Annotated in this window: 23 protein-coding genes and 3 pseudogenes; 12 read left to right on the forward strand and 14 right to left on the reverse strand. The window is 58.7% G+C overall.

Annotation, left to right across the window (positions count from 1 at the left end; genetic code table 11):
- Positions 1–28: 28 nt before the first annotated feature.
- Genes ACQ7C1_RS04680 through ACQ7C1_RS04700 form a run of 5 tightly spaced genes read right to left on the reverse strand, consistent with a single transcriptional unit; the run spans position 29 to position 5979 of the window.
- Positions 29–1543, reverse strand: a complete 1515-nt coding sequence (locus ACQ7C1_RS04680) for an ABC transporter substrate-binding protein (protein WP_430957500.1) — start codon at positions 1541–1543, stop codon at positions 29–31.
- 19 nt (positions 1544–1562) lie between these two features.
- Positions 1563–3254: a dipeptide ABC transporter ATP-binding protein gene (locus tag ACQ7C1_RS04685; protein ID WP_430957501.1), complete on the reverse strand. Its 1692-nt coding sequence runs from the start codon at positions 3252–3254 to the stop codon at positions 1563–1565.
- Entirely contained in the window at positions 3251–4102 is an 852-nt protein-coding gene (locus ACQ7C1_RS04690; RefSeq protein WP_183698247.1) for an ABC transporter permease, read from the reverse strand. Before ACQ7C1_RS04690 ends, ACQ7C1_RS04685 begins: the two co-directional genes overlap by 4 nt.
- A complete protein-coding gene (locus ACQ7C1_RS04695; protein ID WP_183698246.1) occupies positions 4099–5037 on the reverse strand; it encodes an ABC transporter permease in 939 nt (312 codons plus the stop codon). The genes ACQ7C1_RS04690 and ACQ7C1_RS04695 overlap by 4 nt, the downstream gene beginning before the upstream one ends.
- Before the next feature lie 51 nt (positions 5038–5088).
- Complete coding sequence (locus tag ACQ7C1_RS04700; RefSeq protein WP_430957502.1) at positions 5089–5979, reverse strand: proline iminopeptidase-family hydrolase; 891 nt, start codon at positions 5977–5979, stop codon at positions 5089–5091.
- Between the two features lie 127 nt (positions 5980–6106).
- Here ACQ7C1_RS04700 and ACQ7C1_RS04705 point away from each other — a divergent pair, with 127 nt between their 5' ends.
- Complete coding sequence (locus ACQ7C1_RS04705; RefSeq protein WP_430957503.1) at positions 6107–6901, forward strand: helix-turn-helix transcriptional regulator; 795 nt, start codon at positions 6107–6109, stop codon at positions 6899–6901.
- A gap of 62 nt (positions 6902–6963) precedes the next feature.
- Positions 6964–7866 carry a proline iminopeptidase-family hydrolase gene (locus ACQ7C1_RS04710; RefSeq protein ID WP_430957504.1) on the forward strand — a complete coding sequence of 301 codons (903 nt, stop codon included), beginning with the start codon at positions 6964–6966 and terminating at the stop codon, positions 7864–7866.
- A 21-nt stretch (positions 7867–7887) separates the two neighbouring features.
- On the opposite strand, the pseudogene ACQ7C1_RS04715 reads toward ACQ7C1_RS04710, so the two are convergent.
- Positions 7888–8028: pseudogene (locus ACQ7C1_RS04715) on the reverse strand (acetamidase/formamidase family protein); the annotation flags it as partial.
- A 112-nt stretch (positions 8029–8140) separates the two neighbouring features.
- Between ACQ7C1_RS04715 and ACQ7C1_RS04720 the strand changes: the two are divergent.
- Genes ACQ7C1_RS04720 through ACQ7C1_RS04740 form a run of 5 tightly spaced genes read left to right on the forward strand, consistent with a single transcriptional unit; the run spans position 8141 to position 12262 of the window.
- Positions 8141–8998, forward strand: a complete 858-nt coding sequence (locus ACQ7C1_RS04720) for a transketolase (protein ID WP_430957505.1) — start codon at positions 8141–8143, stop codon at positions 8996–8998.
- Positions 8991–9980: a transketolase family protein gene (locus ACQ7C1_RS04725; RefSeq protein WP_430957506.1), complete on the forward strand. Its 990-nt coding sequence runs from the start codon at positions 8991–8993 to the stop codon at positions 9978–9980. Before ACQ7C1_RS04720 ends, ACQ7C1_RS04725 begins: the two co-directional genes overlap by 8 nt.
- Positions 9977–10630 (forward strand): acyl-ACP--UDP-N- acetylglucosamine O-acyltransferase, encoded by a 654-nt coding sequence (locus ACQ7C1_RS04730; RefSeq protein WP_430957507.1) that lies wholly within the window; start codon positions 9977–9979, stop codon positions 10628–10630. Before ACQ7C1_RS04725 ends, ACQ7C1_RS04730 begins: the two co-directional genes overlap by 4 nt.
- Before the next feature lie 9 nt (positions 10631–10639).
- Positions 10640–10879, forward strand: a complete 240-nt coding sequence (locus ACQ7C1_RS04735; RefSeq protein WP_126910946.1) for an acyl carrier protein — start codon at positions 10640–10642, stop codon at positions 10877–10879.
- Entirely contained in the window at positions 10880–12262 is a 1383-nt protein-coding gene (locus ACQ7C1_RS04740) for an AMP-binding protein (RefSeq protein WP_430957508.1), read from the forward strand. It abuts the gene before it with no gap.
- 111 nt (positions 12263–12373) lie between these two features.
- Here ACQ7C1_RS04740 and ACQ7C1_RS04745 read toward each other — a convergent pair whose 3' ends face one another.
- On the reverse strand, positions 12374–13258 hold the full coding sequence (locus ACQ7C1_RS04745) for a glycosyltransferase family 2 protein (RefSeq protein WP_430957509.1): 885 nt from the start codon (positions 13256–13258) through the stop codon (positions 12374–12376).
- Between the two features lie 515 nt (positions 13259–13773).
- Here ACQ7C1_RS04745 and ACQ7C1_RS04750 point away from each other — a divergent pair.
- A complete protein-coding gene (locus tag ACQ7C1_RS04750) occupies positions 13774–14814 on the forward strand; it encodes a long-chain fatty acid--CoA ligase (RefSeq protein WP_430957510.1) in 1041 nt (346 codons plus the stop codon).
- On the forward strand, positions 14798–16051 hold the full coding sequence (locus ACQ7C1_RS04755; protein ID WP_430957511.1) for an acyl-CoA reductase: 1254 nt from the start codon (positions 14798–14800) through the stop codon (positions 16049–16051). Before ACQ7C1_RS04750 ends, ACQ7C1_RS04755 begins: the two co-directional genes overlap by 17 nt.
- Before the next feature lie 10 nt (positions 16052–16061).
- Here the strand turns inward: ACQ7C1_RS04755 and ACQ7C1_RS04760 are convergent, their stop codons facing one another.
- The 6 genes and pseudogenes from ACQ7C1_RS04760 to ACQ7C1_RS04785 form a co-directional block, all read right to left on the reverse strand.
- Positions 16062–16787 carry an SDR family NAD(P)-dependent oxidoreductase gene (locus ACQ7C1_RS04760; protein ID WP_430957604.1) on the reverse strand — a complete coding sequence of 242 codons (726 nt, stop codon included), beginning with the start codon at positions 16785–16787 and terminating at the stop codon, positions 16062–16064.
- Positions 16771–17178, reverse strand: coding sequence for a hypothetical protein (locus ACQ7C1_RS04765; RefSeq protein ID WP_430957512.1), 408 nt, complete (start codon positions 17176–17178; stop codon positions 16771–16773). The genes ACQ7C1_RS04760 and ACQ7C1_RS04765 overlap by 17 nt, the downstream gene beginning before the upstream one ends.
- The gene (locus tag ACQ7C1_RS04770) at positions 17150–18418 is read right to left on the reverse strand and encodes a GMC oxidoreductase (protein ID WP_430957605.1); all 1269 of its coding nucleotides are present in this window, start codon (positions 18416–18418) and stop codon (positions 17150–17152) included. The genes ACQ7C1_RS04765 and ACQ7C1_RS04770 overlap by 29 nt, the downstream gene beginning before the upstream one ends.
- A 195-nt stretch (positions 18419–18613) precedes the next feature.
- A pseudogene (locus ACQ7C1_RS04775) lies at positions 18614–18742 on the reverse strand (FAD-dependent oxidoreductase); the annotation flags it as partial.
- Positions 18742–19188, reverse strand: coding sequence for a 3-hydroxyacyl-ACP dehydratase FabZ (gene fabZ, locus ACQ7C1_RS04780; RefSeq protein ID WP_430957606.1), 447 nt, complete (start codon positions 19186–19188; stop codon positions 18742–18744). The pseudogene ACQ7C1_RS04775 and the gene fabZ, both read right to left, overlap by 1 nt.
- A 448-nt stretch (positions 19189–19636) precedes the next feature.
- Complete coding sequence (locus tag ACQ7C1_RS04785) at positions 19637–20314, reverse strand: class I SAM-dependent methyltransferase (RefSeq protein ID WP_430957513.1); 678 nt, start codon at positions 20312–20314, stop codon at positions 19637–19639.
- 123 nt (positions 20315–20437) lie between these two features.
- Here ACQ7C1_RS04785 and ACQ7C1_RS04790 point away from each other — a divergent pair.
- A pseudogene (locus ACQ7C1_RS04790) lies at positions 20438–20576 on the forward strand (proline iminopeptidase-family hydrolase); the annotation flags it as partial.
- Positions 20577–20597: 21 nt separating this feature from the next.
- Here the strand turns inward: ACQ7C1_RS04790 and ACQ7C1_RS04795 are convergent.
- Positions 20598–21509, reverse strand: coding sequence for an acetamidase/formamidase family protein (locus tag ACQ7C1_RS04795; protein ID WP_430957607.1), 912 nt, complete (start codon positions 21507–21509; stop codon positions 20598–20600).
- A gap of 234 nt (positions 21510–21743) precedes the next feature.
- On the opposite strand from ACQ7C1_RS04795, the gene ACQ7C1_RS04800 reads away from it, so the two are divergent.
- Both ACQ7C1_RS04800 and ACQ7C1_RS04805 read left to right on the forward strand, forming a co-directional pair.
- Positions 21744–21998 carry a type II toxin-antitoxin system Phd/YefM family antitoxin gene (locus ACQ7C1_RS04800; RefSeq protein WP_285192417.1) on the forward strand — a complete coding sequence of 85 codons (255 nt, stop codon included), beginning with the start codon at positions 21744–21746 and terminating at the stop codon, positions 21996–21998.
- On the forward strand, positions 21995–22417 hold the full coding sequence (locus ACQ7C1_RS04805; protein ID WP_430957514.1) for a type II toxin-antitoxin system VapC family toxin: 423 nt from the start codon (positions 21995–21997) through the stop codon (positions 22415–22417). Before ACQ7C1_RS04800 ends, ACQ7C1_RS04805 begins: the two co-directional genes overlap by 4 nt.
- The last annotated feature ends 36 nt before the right edge of the window (positions 22418–22453 follow it).

Consider the following 22453-nt stretch of genomic DNA (forward strand, 5'->3'; position numbering starts at 1 on the left):
CGGCGGAGCCTTTGCATGCTGCACGAACTCAGTTCTTGACCGTGTCTTCCAGAAAGAAGCGGCCGAGCGGGTTCTGGTGGAAGTTCTCGATATTCTTGCGCGAGACGTTGATGTAAGGGCTATAATAGAGGTCAATCCAGTTGACGTCGTCCTTGGCCATTTTCTGCAGATTTACATACATCTGTTCGCGCTTCTCGGGATCGAGCTCGAGACGCGCCTTGGCGACCAGTTCCTTCACTGCCTCGTTCTTGTAATTGGTCAAATAGTTGTTGTTGGAATCATGGCCGAGGACGAAGGTGGTCTTCTGGTCCGGGTCGAGAATATCGTTGGTCCAGTAGTTAACTGAGATGTCATAATCGCCGGCAACGAGCATATCCCATTCCTGGCTGGGATCGACCTTCTGTAGATTGGCGGTGATGCCGGCCTTCTGTAGCTGCTGCTGGACCAAGACGGCCGTCTGCTCATCGACTTCGTCGCCGGCACGCACCACGTAATTCAGCGTCAGGTCGGAGGCTCCGGCAGCCGCCAGCAGCTCCTTCGCCTTTGCGGGATCATAGGGCCGCTGCAGGTTGTCGGCGTAGTAATAAAGCGCACCCTTCGGAATGTAGGAATTGGCGACGGTGCCCTGGCCGAAGGTGACGGTGTCGACGATCGCCTTCTTGTCGATCGCAAGGTCCAAGGCCTGGCGAACTTCCTTCTTGCCGAGCGCGCCATGCGCGTGATTGATCAGCAGATGGTCCTCGCGTGTCGATGCGTCGATGGCGACATTCAGATTCGGATCCTTCTTCAGCTCTTCCACGCGGGAGAAGGGCACGAAAATCGCAGCGTCGAGCTCGCCGGCCTGAACGTTCAGCATGCGGGTATTGTCGTCGGGCACCGAAATCCACTCGACGCCGTCGAGCTTGACGCGGTCGGCTTCCCAGAAATTCGGGTTTTTCTTGAGGATGACGCGGTCGCCGCGCCGCCATTCGTCAACCACGAAGGCACCGGATGCGATCGGCTTCTCGCCATAAGCATCGGGTCCCAGCGATTCCATGCCCTTCTTGGAAATGACCGAGGCATTGGGCAGCGCGAGCGTCGAGAGGAAAGGCGCGGACGGGTTCTTGAGCTTGATCGTCAGCGTATGCGCGTCGGTTGCGACCGCCGTGTCGATCACCTTGTAGGAATCGCTCCAGAGCGAGGCAGGGTCGTCACGGATGCGCAGCAGGCTGTAGGCCGCGTCTTCCGCCGTCAGTGGCGAACCGTCGGAAAATTTCGTGTCGCGGATCTTGAGCGTATAGGTCAGCCCGTCATCCGAGGCGGTCCAGCTTTCGGCAAGGCCCGGCTCCAGCTTGGTGCCTGTCTTGTCGACGCGGATCAGCACATCGTAGACATTCGAGAACACCCAGTTGTCGATGTTCTGGGCCGTCTTGATCGGATCGAATGTCGTCGAATCCTCGCGGCGTCCGATTGTGAGCACACCGGCGGCCTCGGCATAGCTCGCACTCAGCGTCAGGCCTGCGAGCATGGCGGCAAGCCCGATTGATTTCCACCTGTTTGTCATCAGTTCGTTCCCTTCTTTGTTATGACATTCGTTTGATCGACATGGATTGCGGTTCGTTCCAGCGGCCGGTGCCTTGCAGCAGCGGCTTGTCGGGATCGATCTCGGGAATGGCGGCGATCAGCGCCGCGGTGTAGGCATGCTTCGGCCGCGCGAAGACCTCCTCGGTGCGGCCCTCCTCGACGATCTCGCCGCGATACATCACCACGACGCGTTCGCAGAGATTGCGCACGATCGCGAGATCGTGGGCGATGAAGATCAGCGTGAGGTTCATCGTCGCGGTGAGTTGGCGGAAAAGCTCGATGATCTGCGACTGGATGGTGACGTCGAGGGCGGCCACGCATTCGTCGGCGATGATCAGCTTCGGCTCGACGGCGAGCGCGCGGGCAATGCCGGCGCGCTGGCACTGGCCGCCGCTCATGCTGCGCGGCTTACGCTCGGCGAATTCGCGCTCGAGGCCGACAAGATCGAGCAACTCGCCGATCCGCGGCGCAATATCGGCGGCGGCGACCTTCCCCTGAACCTTCAGTACTTCGGCAAGCATCTGGCCGATTGTCAGCCGCGGGTTCAGTGCATTGTAGGGGTCCTGGAACACCATCGCCGTTTCGCGCCTGAGCTTTGCCAGGCCCGCGCTGCGCTGCTGCGCCAGGTCGATACCGTCGAAAGTGACGTGGCCGGCAGACAGCGGCGTCAGCCCGAGGACGGCGCGAGCAAGCGTACTCTTGCCGCTGCCGGATTCACCGACGATGCCGATAGTCTCGCCTGGCATGATCCTCAGGCTGACGCCGGCAACGGCGCTGATCGTCTTGGCACTGCCGGGGAGCAAACTGCCCCCCGCTGTGAAGCGGACGTGGAGATCGTCGATTTCGAGCAATGCTCTGCTCGGCTGGCGAGCCTCGGCCTGCGGAGCGGCCGTCTCGCCTGTCATGGAGGGGTGGCTGTCGATCAAGTTGATCGTGTATGGATGCTGCGGCCGCGCAAGGATCGTCCGCTTCGGCCCCTCTTCGACAAGCTTGCCGCCACGCATCACGGCGATGCGGTCGCAGGTCTGGGCGACGATGCCGAGATCGTGGGTGATGAGAATGATCGACAGGCCGCGCCGGTCGCGAATGTCGATCAGCAGCCGCAGGATCTGTGCCTGGATGGTGACGTCGAGCGCGGTCGTCGGCTCGTCGGCGATCAGGATCTTCGGGTTGCAGGACAGGGCGACACCGATCATCGCCCGCTGGCGCATGCCGCCGGAAAATTCATGCGGATAGCTGTCGTACTGACGGCCGGGTTCTGGAAAACCGACCTGCGTGAGAATCTCCACCGCTTCTGCGCGAGCCTCGCGGGCGCCGAGGCCCTGATGGTAGCGGATGCCCTCGGCGATCTGGTCACCGATCCGCATGACCGGATCGAGATGGCTGGCCGGGTTCTGGAAGATCATGCCGATCTCGCCGCCACGCACCTTCAGCATCTCGCCATCGTCGACCCGCGTCAGGTCACGCCCCTCGAGCAGCACGGAACCGCTCTCAATCTTCAGCAGCGAGGAGGGCAGCAGGCGCACCAGCGAGCGGCAGAACAGGCTCTTGCCCGAGCCGCTCTCGCCGACGAGGCCGAGAATTTCACCGCGGCCGAGGTCGAGCGAGACCGCATCGAGCAGCGTGCGCGGACCGGAATCGAGATGCGCCCTGACTGTGAGATCGCGGACGGACAGTACGGAGCCGCTCATTCGTGTACTCCCAGCAATTCGCCGAGCGCATCGCCGAGCATGCTGAAGCCAAAGGCGAGGCAGACGATGGAGAGGCCGGGAAACAGGGTGATCCACCAAGCCGTGGTGATGAAGCTCTGCCCTTCCGCGACCATGACACCCCATTCGGCGATCGGCGGCTGGACGCCGAGGCCGAGATAGCTGACGGCCGCGCCGCTCAGCAGCACCAGCGTCGCATCGGACATCGAAAAGACGATCGAGCCGGCAATGGCGTTCGGCAGCAAGTGCCGGAACATGATGCGCCTGCGGCTGAAGCCGAGGCTGACGGCGGCAACGGCGTAATCGCTGCCCTTCAGCACCAGCATCTGCGCCCGGATCAGTCTCGCATAGGAGACCCAGCCAACCAGCGCCATGGCGATGTAGAAGCTGCCGAGCCCGGGGCCAAGGATGGCGATGATCGACAGCATCAGCACGAGAAAGGGAAAGGCAAGAATGATATCGACCAGACGCATGAACAGCGCATCCACGATCCCGCCGAAGAAGCCGGCGATCGTGCCGACCGTCGTGCCGATGACGAAGGGGAAGACGACGCCGATCAGCGCCATCTGCAGATCGATGCGCGCACCCCAGATGACGCGGGAAAGGATGTCACGGCCGAAATTGTCGGTGCCGAAGGGGTGAAGCAGCGAAGGCGCCTGCAGGCGCACCTCGGCATTCTGCATGATCGGGTCATAGGGCGCGATAAGAGGCGCCGTAAGCGCCAGCAGGATGAAGAACAGCAGCACACCGGCGCCGACGGCAAGCATCGGCCGCCGGCCGCGAAGGCGGCGCGAGCCAAGGGACGCGGGTGATGTCGCCTCGATGCTCATAGCTTCACCCTCGGATCGACGGCAACGGTGACGATATCGGCGACGAAGTTGATGAGCACGGTGGCGCAGGCAAAGACCATGGCGACACCCTGCACCACCATGTAATCGCGCGAGAATATGGCTCTGACCAGCAGCTGGCCCATGCCGGGCAGCGCAAAGACGCTCTCGACCACAACCGTGCCTCCGATCAGCCAGCCGATGTTGACGGCGAGCAGATTGATCGTCGGCACCAGCGAATTCGGCAGCACGTGCCGCCAGAAGACGATGCCTTCGGGCATGCCGCGGGCGCGCGCCGCCGTCGCGACATCCGATTTCAGCGCCTCAATCATTGCCGCCCGCAGGCTGCGCGTCAGCACGGTCGAGAGCGACAGCGCGACCGTCAGGCTCGGCAGCACAAGATGCGCAAGTTTGTCGCCGATGGCCACGCCGTAGCCCGAAACCGGCAGCAGGCCGAGCTCGACGCTGAACAGGATGATCAGCATCAGCCCCAGCCAGAAGGGTGGAAAGCCGATGCCGAAGGTCGAGACGATGCGCACCACATGGTCCGGCGCACGACCGGCATTGCGCGCGGCGATTGCCGCCATCGGTACCGCGATCAGCACCGACAGGATGACGCTGGCGGCCACGAGCGCGAGCGTCGGCTCGATGCGGGTCGCGATCAGTTTTAGCACGTCGATCTTGTAGAGGATCGATTTGCCCATCTCGCCATTGGCAAGGTTCTTGAGAAAATAGACATATTGCAGCCACATCGGCTGGTCGAGGCCGTATTGGGCACGGATATTGGCAAGTGCCTCAGGCGTCGCCCGCGTGCCGAGGATATTGCGTGCGGGATCGCCAGGGATCAGCCGAACCAGAATGAAGGTGATGACGCTGATGCCGAAAATGACCGGCAGGAACTGCAGCGGTCGGGTCAGAACGAATTTATAGCGATGCATGACGGCGCTCGCCCCTCTGTCTTCGTCCGGTTTGAGCCGCTTTCATTTGCATCAGGCTGCCTTGTGCCGGTCGAGGAAATCGAGAAGCGCCGGATAATAGTCCCCTGGGTTCTCGTAGAAGGGCATGTGGCTGGCATTGGCGAACACCCGGAGCTCGGCATTTGGCAGCGCCAGCTTCATCCTCAGCGCGCAGGCCGGCGTCAACTCATCATGCTCTCCCGTGGTGATCAGCACGGGCAGCGTCAGCCGCGGCAGATCCGGGATGCGGTTCCAATCCTTGAGGTTGCCGATGTAAAGAAACTCGTTCGGGCCCTGCATCGTCGCATAAGGCGCCATGTTCCAGTCGTCGAGCGATCGGCGTATCGGCGCCGGCCATTCGGCGAGGCGGCAGACATGGCGGTAGTTAAGGATAGTGATGGCGGCGAGATATTCCGGATGATCGTACGTGCCCTGCGCCTCGTGCTTCTGCATCATCGACACTGTTTCGGGTCCGAGCGCTGCGCGCAATCGTTCCAATTCCGAGATTAGATGCGGCATGTCGGCGACGGTATCCTCGAGGATCAGCGTCTTGAGGTTTTCGGGATAGGTCAGCGCATAGTCGATCGCCAGCCACCCGCCCCAGGAATGGCCGAGCATGTGGACCTTTCCGAGCCCGAGCGCCTTGCGCACCGTCTCGGTTTCCTCGACATAGCGGCCGATCGTCCAGAGCGACAGATCGTCCGGCCGGTCGGAGGCGCCGGTGCCGAGCTGGTCGAAGGCGACGACGCGGTAGCCCTTGTCGATCAGACAGGAGTGGGCCTCGCGCAGGTAATCACAGGGCAGACCCGGACCGCCGTTCAGACAGAACACCGTCTCGTTGCCGGTTCCGAAGCTATAGGCGACGACGCGATAGCCACCGACATCGATCTCAAATCGCGCGTCCGGCTGTATTTCACGCCACATTGATTGCTCCAGCAGAAATTTCCCTTGCTCAATATTTGGGCATGGTTAATTTTTTACCGGAAATCGCGTTCTATGCCAGCTATAAGAAGTGATAGGGTGGGGCGCACACCGAACCGGGGAACTGCTCATGCTTGATGATATCGGAACGATCAGACGGCAGTTTACAGCGCATGAAACGCTGGACGGGCGGATCGACCAGGCCTTCGAGGCGATGAAGCAGCTGGGCTTCGAGGCGCTGATCTACGATTATACGCCGGTGCCCTACGATCTCGACGGCGCGATCATGTTCCCGTCGCTGCTGAAGCTCCGGAACATCGCCGACGACATGCACGACTACTGGTTCGATCGCGGTTATTTCCGCATCGACCCGGTCCAGCAGGTGGCGCTGCGCAGCAGCGCGCCGTTCTTCTGGAATTACGACACGAATGCCGACACGCTGATCAACCGCTTCATGAGCGACGACACCGCACCGGTGACGCGCTATCTGCGCGAACGCGACATGTCGACCGGTGTCACCGTGCCGGTCCATATGCCGGGAGGCGATTATGCGACGGTCACCGGCATCCGTTTCCGCGGCGACCGCGATTTCGAACGGCATGCGTTGCGCGCTATCGCTGACTTCAACCTGCTTGCCCACGTCTTCCATGAGACCGCCTATTCGCTTTTCGACACCAAGGCTCGAAGCGTCGGCAGCATCCGCCTGACCGAGCGGGAGCGCGAATGCCTGCGCCATTCGGCGGAAGGCTATTCCGCCAAGGAAATCTCGCGCATCATCGGCCGTTCCGTCCCGACCGTGGTCATGCATCTCAACGCCGCGGCCAAAAAACTCGGCGCCCGCAATCGTACGCAGGCCGTCGTACGCGCCACCCATTACCGTCTGCTCGACGAGCGTGGCCGATCATTGCCACCCTATAACTTGTGATAGCTGCCTTCGCCGCTGACGCCACGTTATGGTTTCCAAACTTTCGAGGATTGGAGATGCCGGTGGCCGAAGTCGCAACAAGTGAAGCCTATCTGCCCTTTCGCGACTACCGCACCTGGTATCGCATCACCGGTTCTCTCCAGAGTGACAAGCTGCCGCTCGTCGTCGCCCACGGAGGGCCCGGCTGCACGCATGACTACGTCGATTCCTTCAAGGAAATCAGCGCCCTCGACGGCCGGCCGGTCATCCATTACGACCAGCTCGGCAACGGCAATTCCACCCGCCTTCCGGACAAAGGGCCGGATTTCTGGACGGTCGGCCTCTTCCTCGAAGAGCTCGACGCGCTGCTTGCCCATCTCGGCATCCAACATCGTTACGCCTTCCTGGGCCAGTCCTGGGGCGGCATGCTCGGCGCCGAACATGCGGTACGCCGGCCGCAGGGTCTGAAGGCGCTTGTCATCGCCAACTCGCCGGCCAACATGCACACCTGGGTTGCCGAGGCCAACCGGCTGCGGCAGGAACTGCCGGAAGAAGTCCAGGGCACGCTGCTGAAGCACGAACGGGCAGGAAGCCTTGCCGATCCGGACTATATCGCCGCCTCCCGCATCTTCTATGATCGCCATGTCTGCCGCGTGGCGCCATGGCCGCCTGAAGTGGCGCGGACCTTCGCCATCATGGACGAAGACAACACCGTCTATCGCAACATGAACGGCCCGACCGAATTCCACGTCATCGGAACGATGAAGGATTGGACGATCGAAGACAGGCTCGACCGCATCGAAGCACCGACGCTGCTGATCTCGGGCAAATATGACGAGGCGACGCCCCTCGTCGTCAGGCCCTATCTCGAACGCGTCCCCGGCTGCGAATGGGTGCTCTTCGAAAACTCCAGCCACATGCCGCATGTCGAGGAAAAGCAGCTTTGCCTGGCGACCGTTTCCCGCTTCCTGTCGCGGCATGACTGAGAACTGCACCATAACGATCGCCTATCGGCGAACCAGCCATTTCTTGGCGACCCGGCAGGCCATTGTATAGCCGGATCAAACGCACCACCTGAGCGAGCAGATGGCTGTCCGCTGCCCCAGGCCATAATCCGACGCGAGCCAGGTCAGCATTTCGCTGCTCGCAATCGAGCGACAACAGACCCGCACAAGCTTCAATTGGAAGGATCTGCAATGGGGTGGTTTGAGATGGACCATTCCGATCTAAAACCGCTTCCGAAAGATGCAAACTAGCCCGATGATCAATACAAGCTTCGAGGAGTCCTGCGCGCGGATTCGTCGTATAATCGTCGACACCGCGTTTCGGTGCGGACAGTCCGCGCATATCGGCGGCAGCCTGAGCATGGTAGAATTGCTGAATACGCTCTTCAGCGACGTGCTTACGCATCGCCCCCATCAACCTCAATGGGACGGCCGCGACATCTTCATTCTTAGCAAGGGCCATGCAGTGCTCGGCTATCTCGCGGTGCTGCATCACTTCGGATACTTCGATGCCGAAAAGCTTGCGACCTTTCAGACGAACGGCAGCGATTTGATCGCTCACCCGGTAAAGAATGTCGCGCTCGGCATCGAAAGCTCCAACGGCAGCTTGGGCCAGGGTCTTGCCTATGGCATGGGCGTCGCTCTTGGCATGCGCAAGCGCAAACAAGACCGTCGTGTTTATGTGCTTCTCGGCGACGGCGAGTGCAATGAAGGATCCGTCTGGGAGAGCGCCGCTTCCGCCTCGGAAATGGGCGTCGGCAACCTCACCGCGATCATTGATGAGAACGGGTTCCGCAACGACGGGCCGAATGTCACCTATACCAATAGAATTGCATTGACGAACATCTGGAGAGCTTTCGGCTGGAACGTCATCGATGTCGATGGCCACGATCACCCGCAGATCCTGTCGGCCCTCCAGCAGGCAAAGCAGGTCGCGGATATGCCGACCGCCATCGTCGCGCGTACCGTGAAGGGCAGGGGATTTCCATTCATGGAGAACAACAACGAGTGGCATCACAATCGCATCACGGGAACCATCTATGAAGAGTGCCTGAAGGCGCTCGGCGAGAGCACCGGGCCGGAGCTGGAAACGGAAGGAAAATTCCGTGGTTGAGCTGTTGAGCCGCAATGCACGCACATGGTCACGCCTCGGGCCGCGGGCCGTTTATGGCCAGGCGCTGGCAGCGCTTGCGACCGAAAACGAGAACATTATCGCCATGAGCGCCGATCTCGGCCGGTCTTCCGGTCTTGACCGCTTCTCCAAGGAATATCCGGACCAGTTCCTGAATACCGGCATTGCCGAGCAGAACATGGTGGGCTGCGCTGCCGGTCTCGCTCGCATGGGGTTCGATGTGTTCGCCTCGACTTTTGCGCCCTTTGCTTCAATGCGGGCAAGCGAACAGGTACGCATGAACATGGGTTATATGGGCGAGCCGGTGAAGCTCGTTGCACTTGGCAGCGGTCTGGCGATGGCTTATCTCGGCAACTCCCATTTCGGCCTGGAGGATGTCGCGGTCATGCGCACTGTGCCGGGCCTGACGATCATATCGCCTGCCGACTGCTCGGAAATTTACAAGACGTTGGAGGCTTGCGTCGGCTTCGACCAACCGGTCTATATCCGCCTGACCGGCACGCCCAATGCGCCGGTCGTCTATACGGAAGACTACACGTTCGAAATCGGCAAGGCCGTCTGGCTGACGCCACCACGGGAGGTGATGCTGATCTCGAGCGGCACCACGGTCGGGCATTGCCTTCTGGCCGCTGAAAAGCTGAAAGAAGCCGGTCTGGATGTCGGCGTCCTCAACATGCATACGATCAAGCCGCTGGATGCGGTCGCACTGGCTGACGTCGCCCGCCATGCCAGCACGGTTTTCGTCCTCGAGGAGCACACAACGGTCGGCGGTCTCGGCAGCGCAATTCTTGATCACTACAATGCCTTAGGAATGCCGTTTCCGCGCATCGTCACGCACGGCATTCCGGATCGGTTCGTCGAAGCTGGCGACTATGCCTTCATGCTGAAGGCTGCGCGCTTGGATGGCGAGGGTATCGCCGGTTTCGTGCAGGAAAAGTTACTGCAACAGGCAATCGAAGCATGAGTCTGGATCATTGGTACATCTACGGGGCAGGGGGCCTCGGCATTGAAACCATGGACATACTGCAATCGGCAATCCGTCGAGGCCTGCTGAATCCTCACCATTGTGCGTTCATCGTCGATCATCCGACGGCGACGGAAGTGCTCGGGTTTCCTGTCGTCGCCGTGGGCAATCACGTTCCCGGCGCCAAGGTGACGATCGCAGTCGGTGAACCTTTTGCCCGGAAAGCTCTCCTCGAGAAGGCGGAAGTGTTGGGCCTCGTGCTTCACTCGATCTTCTCACCCCATTCCTTCATTTCCGAGTATGCGGAGATTGCCGACGGCGTGATCGTCGCGCCGCATGTCTCCATTCAGGCGACGGCAAAGATCGGCCGAAACGTTGCCGTCAATACGGCTTCGATCCTTGGCCACGATGTTGTGGTAGAAGAAAACTGCGTCGTCTCATCCATGGTCAATCTGGGCGGCGGCACGCAAGTCGGGACGCTGAGTTATCTAGGCATGGGCGCACTCGTCAAGGAACGCGTGCAGATCGGACACTCTTCGATTGTCGGCATGGGCTCGGTTGTGCACACCGACATTCCGGATGAAGTCATTGCGCTGGGCAATCCCGCACGCGTCGTTCGCAGGAACGAAGATAAAAAAGTGTTCAAGTAGGAGCAAGACATGAGCAACAAAGAAAAATACGATGCCGCTTTCATCGAAACTTTCGGCATTGGCACCGAGGATTTGAGCGACGGCCTCCAGTATCAGAGCATCCGCGCTTGGGACTCGGTTGGCCACATGGCGCTTATCGCATCTCTTGAGGATACGTTCGACATCATGCTTGATATGGACGATGTGGTCGATTTCGGTTCCTACAAGACCGGTCTGAAGACGCTCGAGAAATACGGCGTGTCGTTCTGAATGTTCTGGCAAGGTCTCTCGGATGGCGCCGATGACAGGACGTTCCTGATCGCCGACGGACGCCGCTACAGCTACAACGACGTTTTCGGACTTGGAGATGCGCTCTTCGCAGAGGCCGACAGGGCGATCGTACTCATTCTCTGCGATCGGTCGCCCGAAACCGTTGCGGCCTATCTGGGAGCCTTGCGGAAAGGCCTCGTGCCCATGCTGGTCGACGGTGAATTGACCCGTCACTCGCTGGAACGCACCATTGGAGCCTATACCCCTCGTTACATCGTCGCCCCCGCAGAGATGACGCTGGAAGACTACGCGCCAAATGGGCGATTGGGCACAAGGGCTCTGTTCGAGCGATCGTCGGTCGTCAACACACCGCTGCATCAAGATCTTGCCTTGCTCATTCCCACCTCGGGTTCGACAGGCGACCCCAAATGCGTGCGGCTAACTTCCAACAATATCGATGCCTGCACGCGTTCGATCGTCGAATATCTCGGCATGACCGGAGAACGCATTACGGTCAGCCTTCTGCCATTTCATTACTCCTACGGGCTTTCCGTTCTCCACAACACGATATTCGCGCGCGCCTGCATGGTGTTGACTGATAAGTCCATCCTCGACAGGAGCATTTGGCAAATGATCGAAGAGGAGAGGGTTACCGATCTTGCTGGGGTGCCCTTCACGTTCGAAACATTGCGGCGCATTCGCCTGAGCGAGGCCTGTCTTGGCAATCTCGTCTGCGTGACCCAGGCCGGCGGGCGCCTGGCACCGGAACTGACCCGCCATTTCTGGCAGTATTTCGCCGACCATGACGTGCGTTATTTCACCATGTATGGCCAGACCGAGGCTGCCCCGCGCATTTCCTACGTTCCTCCTGACCAGGCGATGGAGAAGCTTGGAAGCGTCGGAATTCCACTGCCCGCCGGCCGAGCTTTGATCGCGGAAACTGGCGAGCCGATCGGCGAAGGTGAGCTTCTGTATGTTGGCCCCAACGTGTCGATGGGGTATGCGAGCTCCGCTCAAGACCTTGAAAAGGGCGACGAATTCCAGGGCAAACTTTATACCGGAGACTATGCCAAAATCGATGAGGACGGGTTCATCACGATCGTCGGCCGCAAGAAACGCTTCATCAAACTGCATGGAATTTCAGTCAATCTCGATCATGCGGAGTCAGTGCTGAAGTCCAGCGGGCTCGATTGCCTCGTCATCGGTGCCGAAAACCGGCTGATTGTCTGCACCAGAGAGCCGGACGCCGAGCGTGCGCAGACGGCGTTGAAAGACAACTTCAACTTCCACCCGTCTGTTGCAAGGGTTGTTGTCTCCGAAAACTTGCCGCTCACCTCCGCCGGAAAGCCGGACTACGTTACGCTATCCGAGCGTTTCCTGTAGAATCAAAGGCAGCAGAGCCGCCTCCGCTTTAGCTGCTTATTTTATGCATGCCGGTATCCCGGATACCGCTGCACACTTCCAGGCGAATATGTATTAGCCTGTCGGCAATGATCAGAGCCTCGCCAGCATGGCCTGCACTTCGACGATCCGAGCCCTCAACTGCGGATAAGCGTTCTGCCAGTAGCCGTAATGGTCGAGCAGCCGGCGCATTGAGATCGGCAGGTCCTCTCTCGACATATAGCCCTTTTCGAAGGCCATTTTCATCACTTCCTCATAGTAAAGAATACCGTTTATGAAGAGGGGATTTATCTCGTGATTGGAAGTCGAATTGGCATGCTGGCGGAAATAGGAAAGCGGATGCGGATGTCCGATGATCGGGCCGCGTTTGGCGAGATCGATCCATGCCGATAGATCAAGGATGCCGCGGAAGATCCCGTCCTCATCGACCCGAAACAGGCGGAATTCACCGTTCTCGTCGAAGCAATCTTCCTTTCGGAACATCACGCTGGAGAACTCGCCGATCAGGTTCATGTGATTGACAGCCGTCACACGGATGAAGGCGCCGCCGTCGATGACCTTTGTCTCGTCGGCAATGCCGAAGTGATTGACCAGCGACGTGATGCGGTTTGCCTCATTGATCAGATAACGCGGCGAGAAGGCGAGCCTCGTTCCGAGATGACGGCTCCCCTCCAGTGTCTCCAACAGGAACTGAACGCAGAATGGGTTGAGAATGTCATCGTCGAACAGAAACTTGATGTATTCGCCGTTCGCAAGATTGGCCAGCCGGATGACATTGGAAAACTCGCTCGGCTTAGGATTGCGACTATAAGAGAGATGTTGCTGGTATCGCTCGCAGATATTTGCGATTGCATCCGTTGGACAATCGTCTGAAACGATAATCTCCCTATCGCCATAGCTTTGCCCGATGGCACTCTTCAAGGCTTGCTCGAAGAAATCCGGCTTGTAGGCGGGGATGCAGATCGATACACGGGGCATTGCTACGTCCTTTTTGCAGTTGTCTTGCCCGTGAGCGTAGAAGCGGCAGGATGCCGGCGCGGCTGCAGGTTTCGGCGCTCGCAATTCCACAGCAAGAGATTCAAATCGATATTTGGCGACTGTCGATGGGCGGGAGGACCAGCAGGTTCAAATGCCCTGATTTCCTGCAATCGTCGCCGGCTTAACGCGCTTGTTGTCGAAGAGCGGCTAGCTGCGGCATTTTCCACGGGCGCCTCATTGAGGACGATACGGCGACCACTCGAAGCGCGTGAGATCATCGGCGGGCTGCATCTTTCGGAAGCGGTTTCTGTGCGGAAACGGCCCATCTCAAACCATCTCGCCGCCGATTTTTCCAACTCAACCTTGTGCGAGTCTTTTGCCCTCTTCCTCACGGCCGCGCACCCCGCGCGCAAGCCACGAGAAAGCTAAACCATCTAGTCTGCGGAGACAATCAAGGCCCGGTTTCCGCCTTGTGGCATGGCCACGGCAGCATGGGACAAAGAGGCTGAAACACGATGACCACGGACGACCAACGCGCCAATAATCCTGTTGTGTTCCTGAACGAAATCAATTTGTTGACCGAGCACCACAAGGCTTATTGCGATCTTTACAGCCAATATGTGCGCACCATGTTCGGCGACCGCACGGCGACTTCGCTCGCCGAAACGCCCTATCTGCCAGTCCGTGCTTTCAAGAATTTCATCCTGAAAAGCGTACCCGATAGTCAGGTCGTCAAAATCATGACCTCCTCCGGCACGACCGGACAGGTTTCCAGGATCTATCTCGACAAGGAAACGTCACACGCGCAATCGCGTAAGCTCGTCGAGGTTTTTTCGATCGCCTTCTCGAAAAGCCGCTTCCCGATGCTTGTCATCGATGCGGAGAACACTGTTGCCGACCGTCGGAAATTTTCCGCGCGCACGGCAGCGATCAACGGCTTCAGCATGTTCTCAAGAGGGCGCGACTTCGCGCTCGACGACGAACTTTCCGTCGACATCGATCGCGTGCAGGCCTTCGTCGAAAGCAATCGCGACAACCGCATCTTCATCTTCGGTTTCACCTCTATCGTCTGGCTGAACTTTGTTCAGATGCTGCGCCGCCAGAACGTGCGGCTCGATCTGTCAAACGGTTTCCTGCTGCATGGCGGCGGATGGAAGAAACTCGCCGATCAGAAAATCTCGGATGCGATGTTCAAAGACGAGGTCCGCGAATGGACGGGCTGTACCGACATACGGAATTATTACGGCATGGTCGAGCAAACGGGTACGATCTTCATGGAGTGCGAACACGGCAATATGCATGCCGCACCCGGCTCGGACGCTATCATTCGCGATACTTCGTCGCTCGATGCGCTCCCACACGGGCGGGAAGGCCTGATCCAGGTCTTTTCTTCCATTCAGAAGAGCTATCCGGGTCACTCGTTGCTGACCGAAGATGTCGGCTTCACGCTCGACGGCGCATCCTGTTCCTGTGGCAATCGAAACACGATTGTAAAAATCAAGGGCCGGCTGCAGAAGGCGGAAATTCGAGGATGCAGCGATGCCTATAATTCGTGACGACAGGTTCGAAGCGGGCGACTGGCTGAAGCAATTCGATCTTTCGTCACGCTACCCATTCTTCGATGAGCTGGTTGTCAATTTTCTGCATGAGCTTTCCCGCCGTCTGATGAAGGACAACGATGCCCGGCATTATCCGGACCTAGTTACCTTCGCCTATTTCTGCCGCAAGGCAAATCTGCGGACACTCTCGCAGCAATATCGAGATGCAGGATATCGCAGTGGATGGGGTACCGTGGCCCATATCGCGCCATCAAATATTCCCGTCAATTTCGCCTTCTCGTTGGTCTTCGGCATGCTGTCCGGCAATTCGAACATCGTGCGCGTGCCGAGCAAAGCGTTTCCACAGACCGATATCTTCTTGCGGGCATTCGACGGCGTTGCAGCGTCGGAAATATTCCGATCGGTCGCAGTTGGCAATGTATTCATCCAGACGGTGCGGGGAAGTGCCAGGCTCAAGGAGATCGTCGCAGCGATTGATGGCCTGACGGTTTGGGGAGGCGACGCGACCGTCGCCGAATTCCGCTCGCTGCCGAAGAAGCCCAGATCGGTCGAGCTTTATTTTCCGGACCGTACATCGTCGGCCGCGATCGACGCCAATGCCTATTGCGCGCTTCAGGCGGAAGAGAAGACGAAACTGGCGCGAGATTTCTTCAACGACACCTATCTGGTCGCCCAGAATGCCTGCTCCTCGCCAAGTCTGATCTTCTGGCTCGGCGAGCCGGCCACGATCGCAAAAGCCAAGGTCGATTTCTGGCATCATCTCGACGAAGAGCTCCATCGTCAGGATTTTCATCTGGATACCGTCGCACGACTGGACAAGTTTCTCGACCTGATGGATGCAATCCGCACGACCGGGGGAACCCTGCCTCTCAGCCGCTATTCGCCTGATATCTGGTGTATCGGCCAACCCTTGCCGAAGGAAACACGGCTGCGCTTCGGCCAGTTTGCGGAAATTGAAGTAGGGGCGCCTTCCGATATCGCCGCGTTTCTTCGTCCGCAGGAACAGACCCTGACCTATTTCGGACTGCAACCGCAGGCGCTCTTCCTCGCTCTACGGTCGGGTTCTGCCAATCACGCAATCGACCGCATCGTCCCTATCGGCAAGGCGCTCGATATCAATCCCTTCTGGGACGGCAAGGATATTCTGTCGCTTTTATCCCGGCGTGTCGAAATAGTTGAAGGGCGCGAGAACGTAGCAATATCCGCAACGGCCTCAGCGAGTTCCAAGAACTGAGCGGTTCAGCTCAATGCAGTCCTCTGTCCAGCCGCAGGATCTGTCCCGTCATCTTCGATGACGCGTCGGACACCAGATAGGCGACAAGTTCGGCGACGTCGGCCACTTCGACCACTCCCTGCAATCGCGAACGCTCGTCCAACGCTGTTCTTGCTTTTTCGTCCATTTGGACAGCCATCTCGGTCTCAACCACCGCGGGCGCAATGGCATTGACGCGAATTCCGAATGGCCCCAGCTCGGTCGCCATTACCTTTGTGGCGTGGATCAGCGCCGCTTTGCTGCCACCATAAGCGAGCGTTCCCGCGTCTGAAAGCAGTCCGGCGGTCGATGCGATATTGACAATGGAGCCCGCCTTTGCCCGCACCATTCTCTTCGCCACATATTGAGAAAACAGAATCTGGTTGAAGTAATTGACGTCGAATACCCGTTTCAAATCCTCAATCCGAGCCATCGAAAACAGTCCGCCGGCAGCGACACCGGCGCAATTCACCAGCGCATCGATGCGCTGGTATTGCCGGTGAAGTGCCTGTGCACATTCCTTCACCGAATCCGGGTCGGCAAGATCGAGGTGGAAGAAGTGGACATCGCCTTCATTCCCGGTCGGAAGCGCGGGAGACGGATGGCGACTGCAGGCGGCGACTGAAAAACCGTCGCCGACCAGCTTCCGAACAACGCCGAGACCTATACCTCTGCTGCCGCCTGTTACGACCGCAACGCGTTCAGGATCGTTCGGCATCTGCAAGCCCTCCGCAATTGGCGATCACCGGTTCCAGGAGATCATAGTCGATATCGTCCATTACGGTCCGGTTCGGGAAAAGCGGAACCGGTTTGCCGGTGAGTGCCCTCGCGACGGCCGGCGTCGAAAAATAGAGGGCCACCGCTTGCTCTGTGAAATGGTCAACCAGATCTGGTGCACCACTTCGCAGCGCCTTGAGCAAGGCATTGACGTCCTCAGGCCATGGGGCCTCCGTCTCCTTCAGAATTAAGGCATCAATCTCGTCGAGACCGGCAAGCCGCTCTCCCAGGCGCGCGTCCGCGATTGCATCGAATGCCGGGACCGATCTTTCGGGCTCACCGGGAAACATTCTTGCCAGCAGTTTATAGGATGGTCTGTCTGACACGTTCATCGATGCGATCCGAAAGGAGAAGGGCAACTGCCTGGATGGTATTGGCAGGATTAACGCAGGAACCGGTAACGAAGACGCTGGAGTCGATGACGTAGAGGTTGTCGGTATCGTGAACTTTTCCCGATGGATCGACGACGGAGTGCCGCGGATCGTCGCCCATCCGCGCGGTTCCGAGCAAATGCCAGCCGGTGTTGCGGACCGGGCCGTAGGCTGAGCTTCTCGCGGCTCCCGCCGCCGCCATGAGTTCGCGCCCGCGGGTCATGCCGCGCACCATCATCTTTTTCGTATTTTCGTGCAGCTTGTAGTGAACCTTGATGCCCGGATCTCCGAAACGATCCTGTCGTGTTTCGTCCAGCTCGATCCTATTCTCCACCTCCGGCAGATCTTCGCAGATGATCGCCACAACGAGCTGCTTGCCATAAAGCGCATCGAAATCGCCATAGATGTCGCTCCCGAAACGCAGCTTGCGTTTGCCGAGCGCTGACATCGCCGTCTCGACAGGCCCGGTGCCCCGCAATGCGTGCATCATATAACCAAGCTTGTATCCCGCTTCTTGCGAACGGTAAAACTGCAGGCTGTAAAGCATGCACCCCTGCGGGCCGGCGTCCGTGTCCATCCGCTCGGCGAAGATGCCTTCCACGTAACCAAGCGGATGGATCATCAGATTTCGGCCAACGAGACCCATCATATTGCCGATCCCTGTCGGGCGCTCGGCATTCCTCGAATTGAGGAGAATGCGCGGCGTACCGATAGCACTCGAAGCAAGGATGACGTTCTCAGCGAGAAACGCATGGCGCTCGCCGCTTGCATCAAAACCCTCGACGCCGTAAGCCACACCGTCCTTGACGAGGACGCGCGACACAGCGAATTCGGGAACAATCGTCAGTCCTTCCCTCAAGGCATCCGTCAGATAGGTATTGTCGGCACTCGCCTTGGCCCCTTGCGGGCAGCCCGTGTTGCAAGGGCCAAGATTGAGACAGGCGCCGCGCCCGCCTTTGTCCCGCGTGGCGATTGCGGCAAAGCTTGGCCACCAGTGCCAGCCTTTTTCATTAAACGCCCGGCCGAGCCGGGCGCCCGCCACGCCAAGCGGCACAGGAGGAAGCGCCTCCTCGATATCCGGATAATAGGGATCGCCGACGAGACCGGACATGCCCATCTGCCGTTCGTTCAATGTGAAATACGGCATCAGCTCGGCATAGCTCAGCGGCCAGTCCTGCCCGACGCCTTCATTGGTCTTCAACGCGAAATCGGGTGCAAGAAACCGTGGAAAATGACCTGAATACAACACCGTTGAACCACCAACCGCGTTGAAGTTGCATACCGCAATCGGGGAATCTGCGTCATCAACCGGGTAATCGAAACGGTTTTGCCGTTCTGCAATTGCTGGATTAAACTCCGCCTTCTTTCGGATCTCCCAGTCCGGGCCCGTGGATGGGTAGCTGGAGGCCTCCATTCGCGGGCCGCGATCAAGGCACAACACCCGATATCCCTTCGACGTCAACCGCCAGGCCGCTGCCGCTCCCGCTGCCCCGGCTCCGACGATGATGAAGTGGAAACGGTCCATTACTTCGGAAGAAACTGTTCTAGGATGTCCGGTATCGTAATCAACATATCGGCCTCGCAGGCGATAGTGCCGTTGGTATAACCCGTCGCGTGACCCTTACATATGCCGCGTCGCCAGCTGTCGACGTAAGCCTCGATCTGCAGGCACTCTCCCGGCAGAACTTCCTTGCGAAACCGCACTGTATGCTGAAGCGCATGTGTGATCATTCCCTTCAGCCCTTCCTGCGTGGTGATCGCGACCGTGAGCATCTGCGCCATCGCCTCGAGCTGCAGCGCGCCGGGCATGTTCGGACGACCGGGAAAGTGAATAGGAAAATACCACTCGTTGTTGGAGAGGTTCTTGTAGCCCTTTGCATGCTTACCTGGCTCGACGTCGGTGACGCAGTCGATCATCAGGAAAGGATATCGATTTGGCTGATAATCCTTCAGCGCCTCCCCGTTCAACATGAATCCCAATGTTCTTACTCCTGCTTTTTGTCGGACAGCTAAAGCAAATTCGGCAGCACGATCCTGGAAACGCAATGTCCATGGATCGCACTCGCGAAATTGAGGCGTACTGCGACTTAACAAGCCAACCCTGCCGCAGGCTTGCGCAGAAACCCCGCCAACTCGCGCGGCGAAAGCGCCTGGAGAGCGACCCGCATTAGGCCCCCGCTATCAGCTCGATAGCTTCATGACCCGGACGGCGCCGGCAAATGATCATGGTGGAATGATCGCACCTCCTAACACATCCGCCCGAAAATCGGAATCGATTTTCGGGCGGATGTGTAAATTCAAGGTGTTAGGAGCATCCTTCGTGCGTCCGAAAGGCTAAGCGTCCCTTGCCAAGGCAACTCACGAAAGCTGGCTGAGGGTCAAGACAGAATGCTCGCCAGCGCTCGAGAAGCGCGGAATTTCACGCGCCCTTTCGCTTTCGCAGGACATAGCTGCTCTCGTACTCCGGCAATTGACCCAAAACATCATAAGCTTCGAATAGGCCCGCTGCATTTAACCTATCTACGGCGGGTCCTACTTCCGGTGAATGGGCAAAATCGCCGTAATCGTCGAAGACGACATACCCGCCGGGTACAACAAATCGCTCATAAAGGAGGAAATCTGCCCATACGTTCTCGCTCGTATGACCGCCATCGATATGCAAAATCTTGAACCGTTTGGAAGCCTGAAGCGTGCGCTCGATGGCATTCTGCGAGTAGCCTCTTACCAAAATGCAGGTTCTATAGAGAGCGTTGCGAAAATAATCGACTTCTTGAAGCTGCCCCGGCAATTCGAATGGATCGATTCCAACGAGTTTTGTCGAGGGTGACGAAAGCCTTTGCATAAAGGCGAGAGACTTGCCTTTCCAGACGCCGATCTCGACGATATCTCCCTCGGTCGAGGCCACATCGATACAGAGAAATCCCAAAAGCTTGACGTAAGAATGAAAGGACAATTCTGTACGCGACATGTACTTGACCGGCATCGCGGCATAAGCTGCGGCAAAATCTGTCCCCAGCTGATCCCATTCATTGTCGATACGTGCCCGTATTGCAGGATTCGTCATCAGCGTTTTTAGACTATCCATTGCCCCGTCCATGATTGGCCTGCCAGATTTTGTTGTCTTTCCCTATCAACCGAGGGACCCAACCCACCATTCCTCGATGTGTTATTGCTCTGATTCTGTTAATATGGAGTCCCCCCATTTCGCCGGACAGGTCGGCTGTTGATAGCCGGTACACCGCTGGTGGTCAGTCCCGGCTGCGATGGGTGCCGTTCGAGAATTCCAGCCACATGCCGCATGTCGAGGAAAAGCAGCTTTGCCTGGCGACCGTTTCCAGTTCCAGTCACGGCACGACTGAGAACTGCACCATAACGATCGCCTATCGGCGAACCAGCCATTTCTTGGCGACCCGACAAGCCATCGTATAGGCCGGGTCAAAGACGTTGCCGACGTCGTAACGCACCACCTGGCCGAGCAGATGGCTGGCCGCCGTCCTGTCCAGCCCGTAATCCGACGCCAGCCAGTTCAACATCTCGCTCGTCGCATGCTGAAGCGCCTGATCGAGAGGCCGGGCATTGCCGATGGTGAAAATGTCTTCAGCGGTTTCTCCGCGTGGCCAGACCAGGCCGGCCTTCTTTTCCACCGTCAGCCGCACCGTAACCTCGAAAGTGGTCTCGACGCCGGTGCCGACGATCTCGCCATCTCCTTGCGCGGCATGGCAGTCGCCCAGAAAGAAAAGGGCACCCGGCGCCGATACCGGCAATCGAACGGTCGTGCCCGGACCCAACAGGCGATAATCCATGTTGCCGCCATATTCACCACTGGTCGCCGTCGAGATCGCCTGGCCGAGGCTGGGCGCAACGCCGAAACAGCCGATCATCGGCGCAAGAGGCAGAACGAAATTATCGAGGCCGGAGACCGGCTCGGACAATCGGACCGTCAATGCTTCGCGGTCGATCGCCCAGATCGCCATATCGCGCGGCGGCAGGTCGCGAACCGTCTCCGGATCGATGACATTGGCCGCGACGATGCTGCGGGTAAAACCAGTGTCCCTTGTCGGGATCATGCTGATGATCTCGACCTTCAGCGCATCTCCGGGCTCCGCGCCTTCCACGAAGATCGGGCCGTTCATCGGGTTGGGACCGGATGTCCGCCGGATGCCGTCCTTGTCATAGCCGATGGCGTCGAGCGTCTCAGTGACCACGGTATCGCCGTCAGCGACACGCAAGGCGGGCGGAAGAGAGCCGATGACATTGTGAAAAATCGTCGGAATGAAGCGGTGAGTGGTCATGAGAATACGGCTCTCGCTTGTTTCGAATACCATCAGCTCGCGGCTGGGCTGCCGGGCTGAGAAGCGAGACTAGATCAGAGATGATGTGGAAGCCAATATCCCGACATCGCTCGCGTAACCCCGCATCGATTCGCGATCGTGACCCGACGTCTCCTGCCGCGAAACGGTCGGCTGATCTTGCCTTTCATTCTCCGAATGCTATATGTAGGTAAGTGCCTACATCAGAGGTGGATTATGAGCGTGACACGTCTTTCCAGCCGCGAACTAAATCACGACGTGAGCAGGGCAAAGAAGGCGGCGCAAAATGGTCCGGTCATCATCACGGATCGCGGGAAGCCATCCCACGTGTTGATGACCTATGACGAATTCGAGCGGCTAACCGGCAAGCCTCGCAGTCTCGTCGATGCTCTCTCCATGCCAGGCCTCTCGAATATCGATTTCGACCTGCCTCGTGTTGAGATCGCCCCCCGAGGAATCGATCTATCTTGAAATATCTGCTGGACACCAATGTTGTTTCCGAACTTCGCAAGGTCGGAGACGGCATGGCCGATGCCAATGTGGTCGCATGGGCTGGAGCGCAAGATGCAACAGGCCTATGCATCTCCTCCATGACGATCCTGGAATTGGAACGTGGAATACTCGGCGTACAGCGCCGCGATGCGGCGCAAGGCGCTCGTCTGCGTGCGTGGCTGGAAAATCTGGTTCGACCAGCATTCGCCGACCGTATCCTATCGATCGACGATGCGGTCGCGACCCGCTGCGCGCATCTGCATGTTCCAGACCGGCGCAATGAAGCCGATGCCTTGGTTGCCGCGACCGCCCTGGTTCACGGCCTGACCGTCGTTACCCGCAATGTCCGGGGTTTCGAAGGCATGGGCATTATCGTGCTGGATCCGTGGCAAGATTGATCTCCCCGCCGAAACGCAGAAGTGGCGCCCGTTTCT

This window comes from Rhizobium sp. Nf11,1 (assembly GCF_050587665.1).
Classification (GTDB): Bacteria; Pseudomonadota; Alphaproteobacteria; order Rhizobiales; family Rhizobiaceae; genus Rhizobium.

What these genes read in the sequence shown, in the direction of transcription:
- ACQ7C1_RS04680 (WP_430957500.1), bottom strand. Translation starts at nt 1,543, where the DNA reads ATGACAAACAGGTGGAAATCAATCGGGCTTGCCGCCATGCTCGCAGGC.
- ACQ7C1_RS04685 (WP_430957501.1), bottom strand. Translation starts at nt 3,254, where the DNA reads ATGAGCGGCTCCGTACTGTCCGTCCGCGATCTCACAGTCAGGGCGCAT.
- ACQ7C1_RS04690 (WP_183698247.1), bottom strand. Translation starts at nt 4,102, where the DNA reads ATGAGCATCGAGGCGACATCACCCGCGTCCCTTGGCTCGCGCCGCCTT.
- ACQ7C1_RS04695 (WP_183698246.1), bottom strand. Translation starts at nt 5,037, where the DNA reads ATGCATCGCTATAAATTCGTTCTGACCCGACCGCTGCAGTTCCTGCCG.
- ACQ7C1_RS04700 (WP_430957502.1), bottom strand. Translation starts at nt 5,979, where the DNA reads ATGTGGCGTGAAATACAGCCGGACGCGCGATTTGAGATCGATGTCGGT.
- ACQ7C1_RS04705 (WP_430957503.1), top strand. Translation starts at nt 6,107, where the DNA reads ATGCTTGATGATATCGGAACGATCAGACGGCAGTTTACAGCGCATGAA.
- ACQ7C1_RS04720 (WP_430957505.1), top strand. Translation starts at nt 8,141, where the DNA reads ATGATCAATACAAGCTTCGAGGAGTCCTGCGCGCGGATTCGTCGTATA.
- ACQ7C1_RS04730 (WP_430957507.1), top strand. Translation starts at nt 9,977, where the DNA reads ATGAGTCTGGATCATTGGTACATCTACGGGGCAGGGGGCCTCGGCATT.
- ACQ7C1_RS04735 (WP_126910946.1), top strand. Translation starts at nt 10,640, where the DNA reads ATGAGCAACAAAGAAAAATACGATGCCGCTTTCATCGAAACTTTCGGC.
- ACQ7C1_RS04740 (WP_430957508.1), top strand. Translation starts at nt 10,880, where the DNA reads ATGTTCTGGCAAGGTCTCTCGGATGGCGCCGATGACAGGACGTTCCTG.
- ACQ7C1_RS04745 (WP_430957509.1), bottom strand. Translation starts at nt 13,258, where the DNA reads ATGCCCCGTGTATCGATCTGCATCCCCGCCTACAAGCCGGATTTCTTC.
- ACQ7C1_RS04750 (WP_430957510.1), top strand. Translation starts at nt 13,774, where the DNA reads ATGACCACGGACGACCAACGCGCCAATAATCCTGTTGTGTTCCTGAAC.
- ACQ7C1_RS04755 (WP_430957511.1), top strand. Translation starts at nt 14,798, where the DNA reads ATGCCTATAATTCGTGACGACAGGTTCGAAGCGGGCGACTGGCTGAAG.
- ACQ7C1_RS04760 (WP_430957604.1), bottom strand. Translation starts at nt 16,787, where the DNA reads ATGCCGAACGATCCTGAACGCGTTGCGGTCGTAACAGGCGGCAGCAGA.
- ACQ7C1_RS04765 (WP_430957512.1), bottom strand. Translation starts at nt 17,178, where the DNA reads ATGAACGTGTCAGACAGACCATCCTATAAACTGCTGGCAAGAATGTTT.
- fabZ (WP_430957606.1), bottom strand. Translation starts at nt 19,188, where the DNA reads ATGTTGAACGGGGAGGCGCTGAAGGATTATCAGCCAAATCGATATCCT.
- ACQ7C1_RS04785 (WP_430957513.1), bottom strand. Translation starts at nt 20,314, where the DNA reads ATGGACGGGGCAATGGATAGTCTAAAAACGCTGATGACGAATCCTGCA.
- ACQ7C1_RS04795 (WP_430957607.1), bottom strand. Translation starts at nt 21,509, where the DNA reads ATGACCACTCACCGCTTCATTCCGACGATTTTTCACAATGTCATCGGC.
- ACQ7C1_RS04800 (WP_285192417.1), top strand. Translation starts at nt 21,744, where the DNA reads ATGAGCGTGACACGTCTTTCCAGCCGCGAACTAAATCACGACGTGAGC.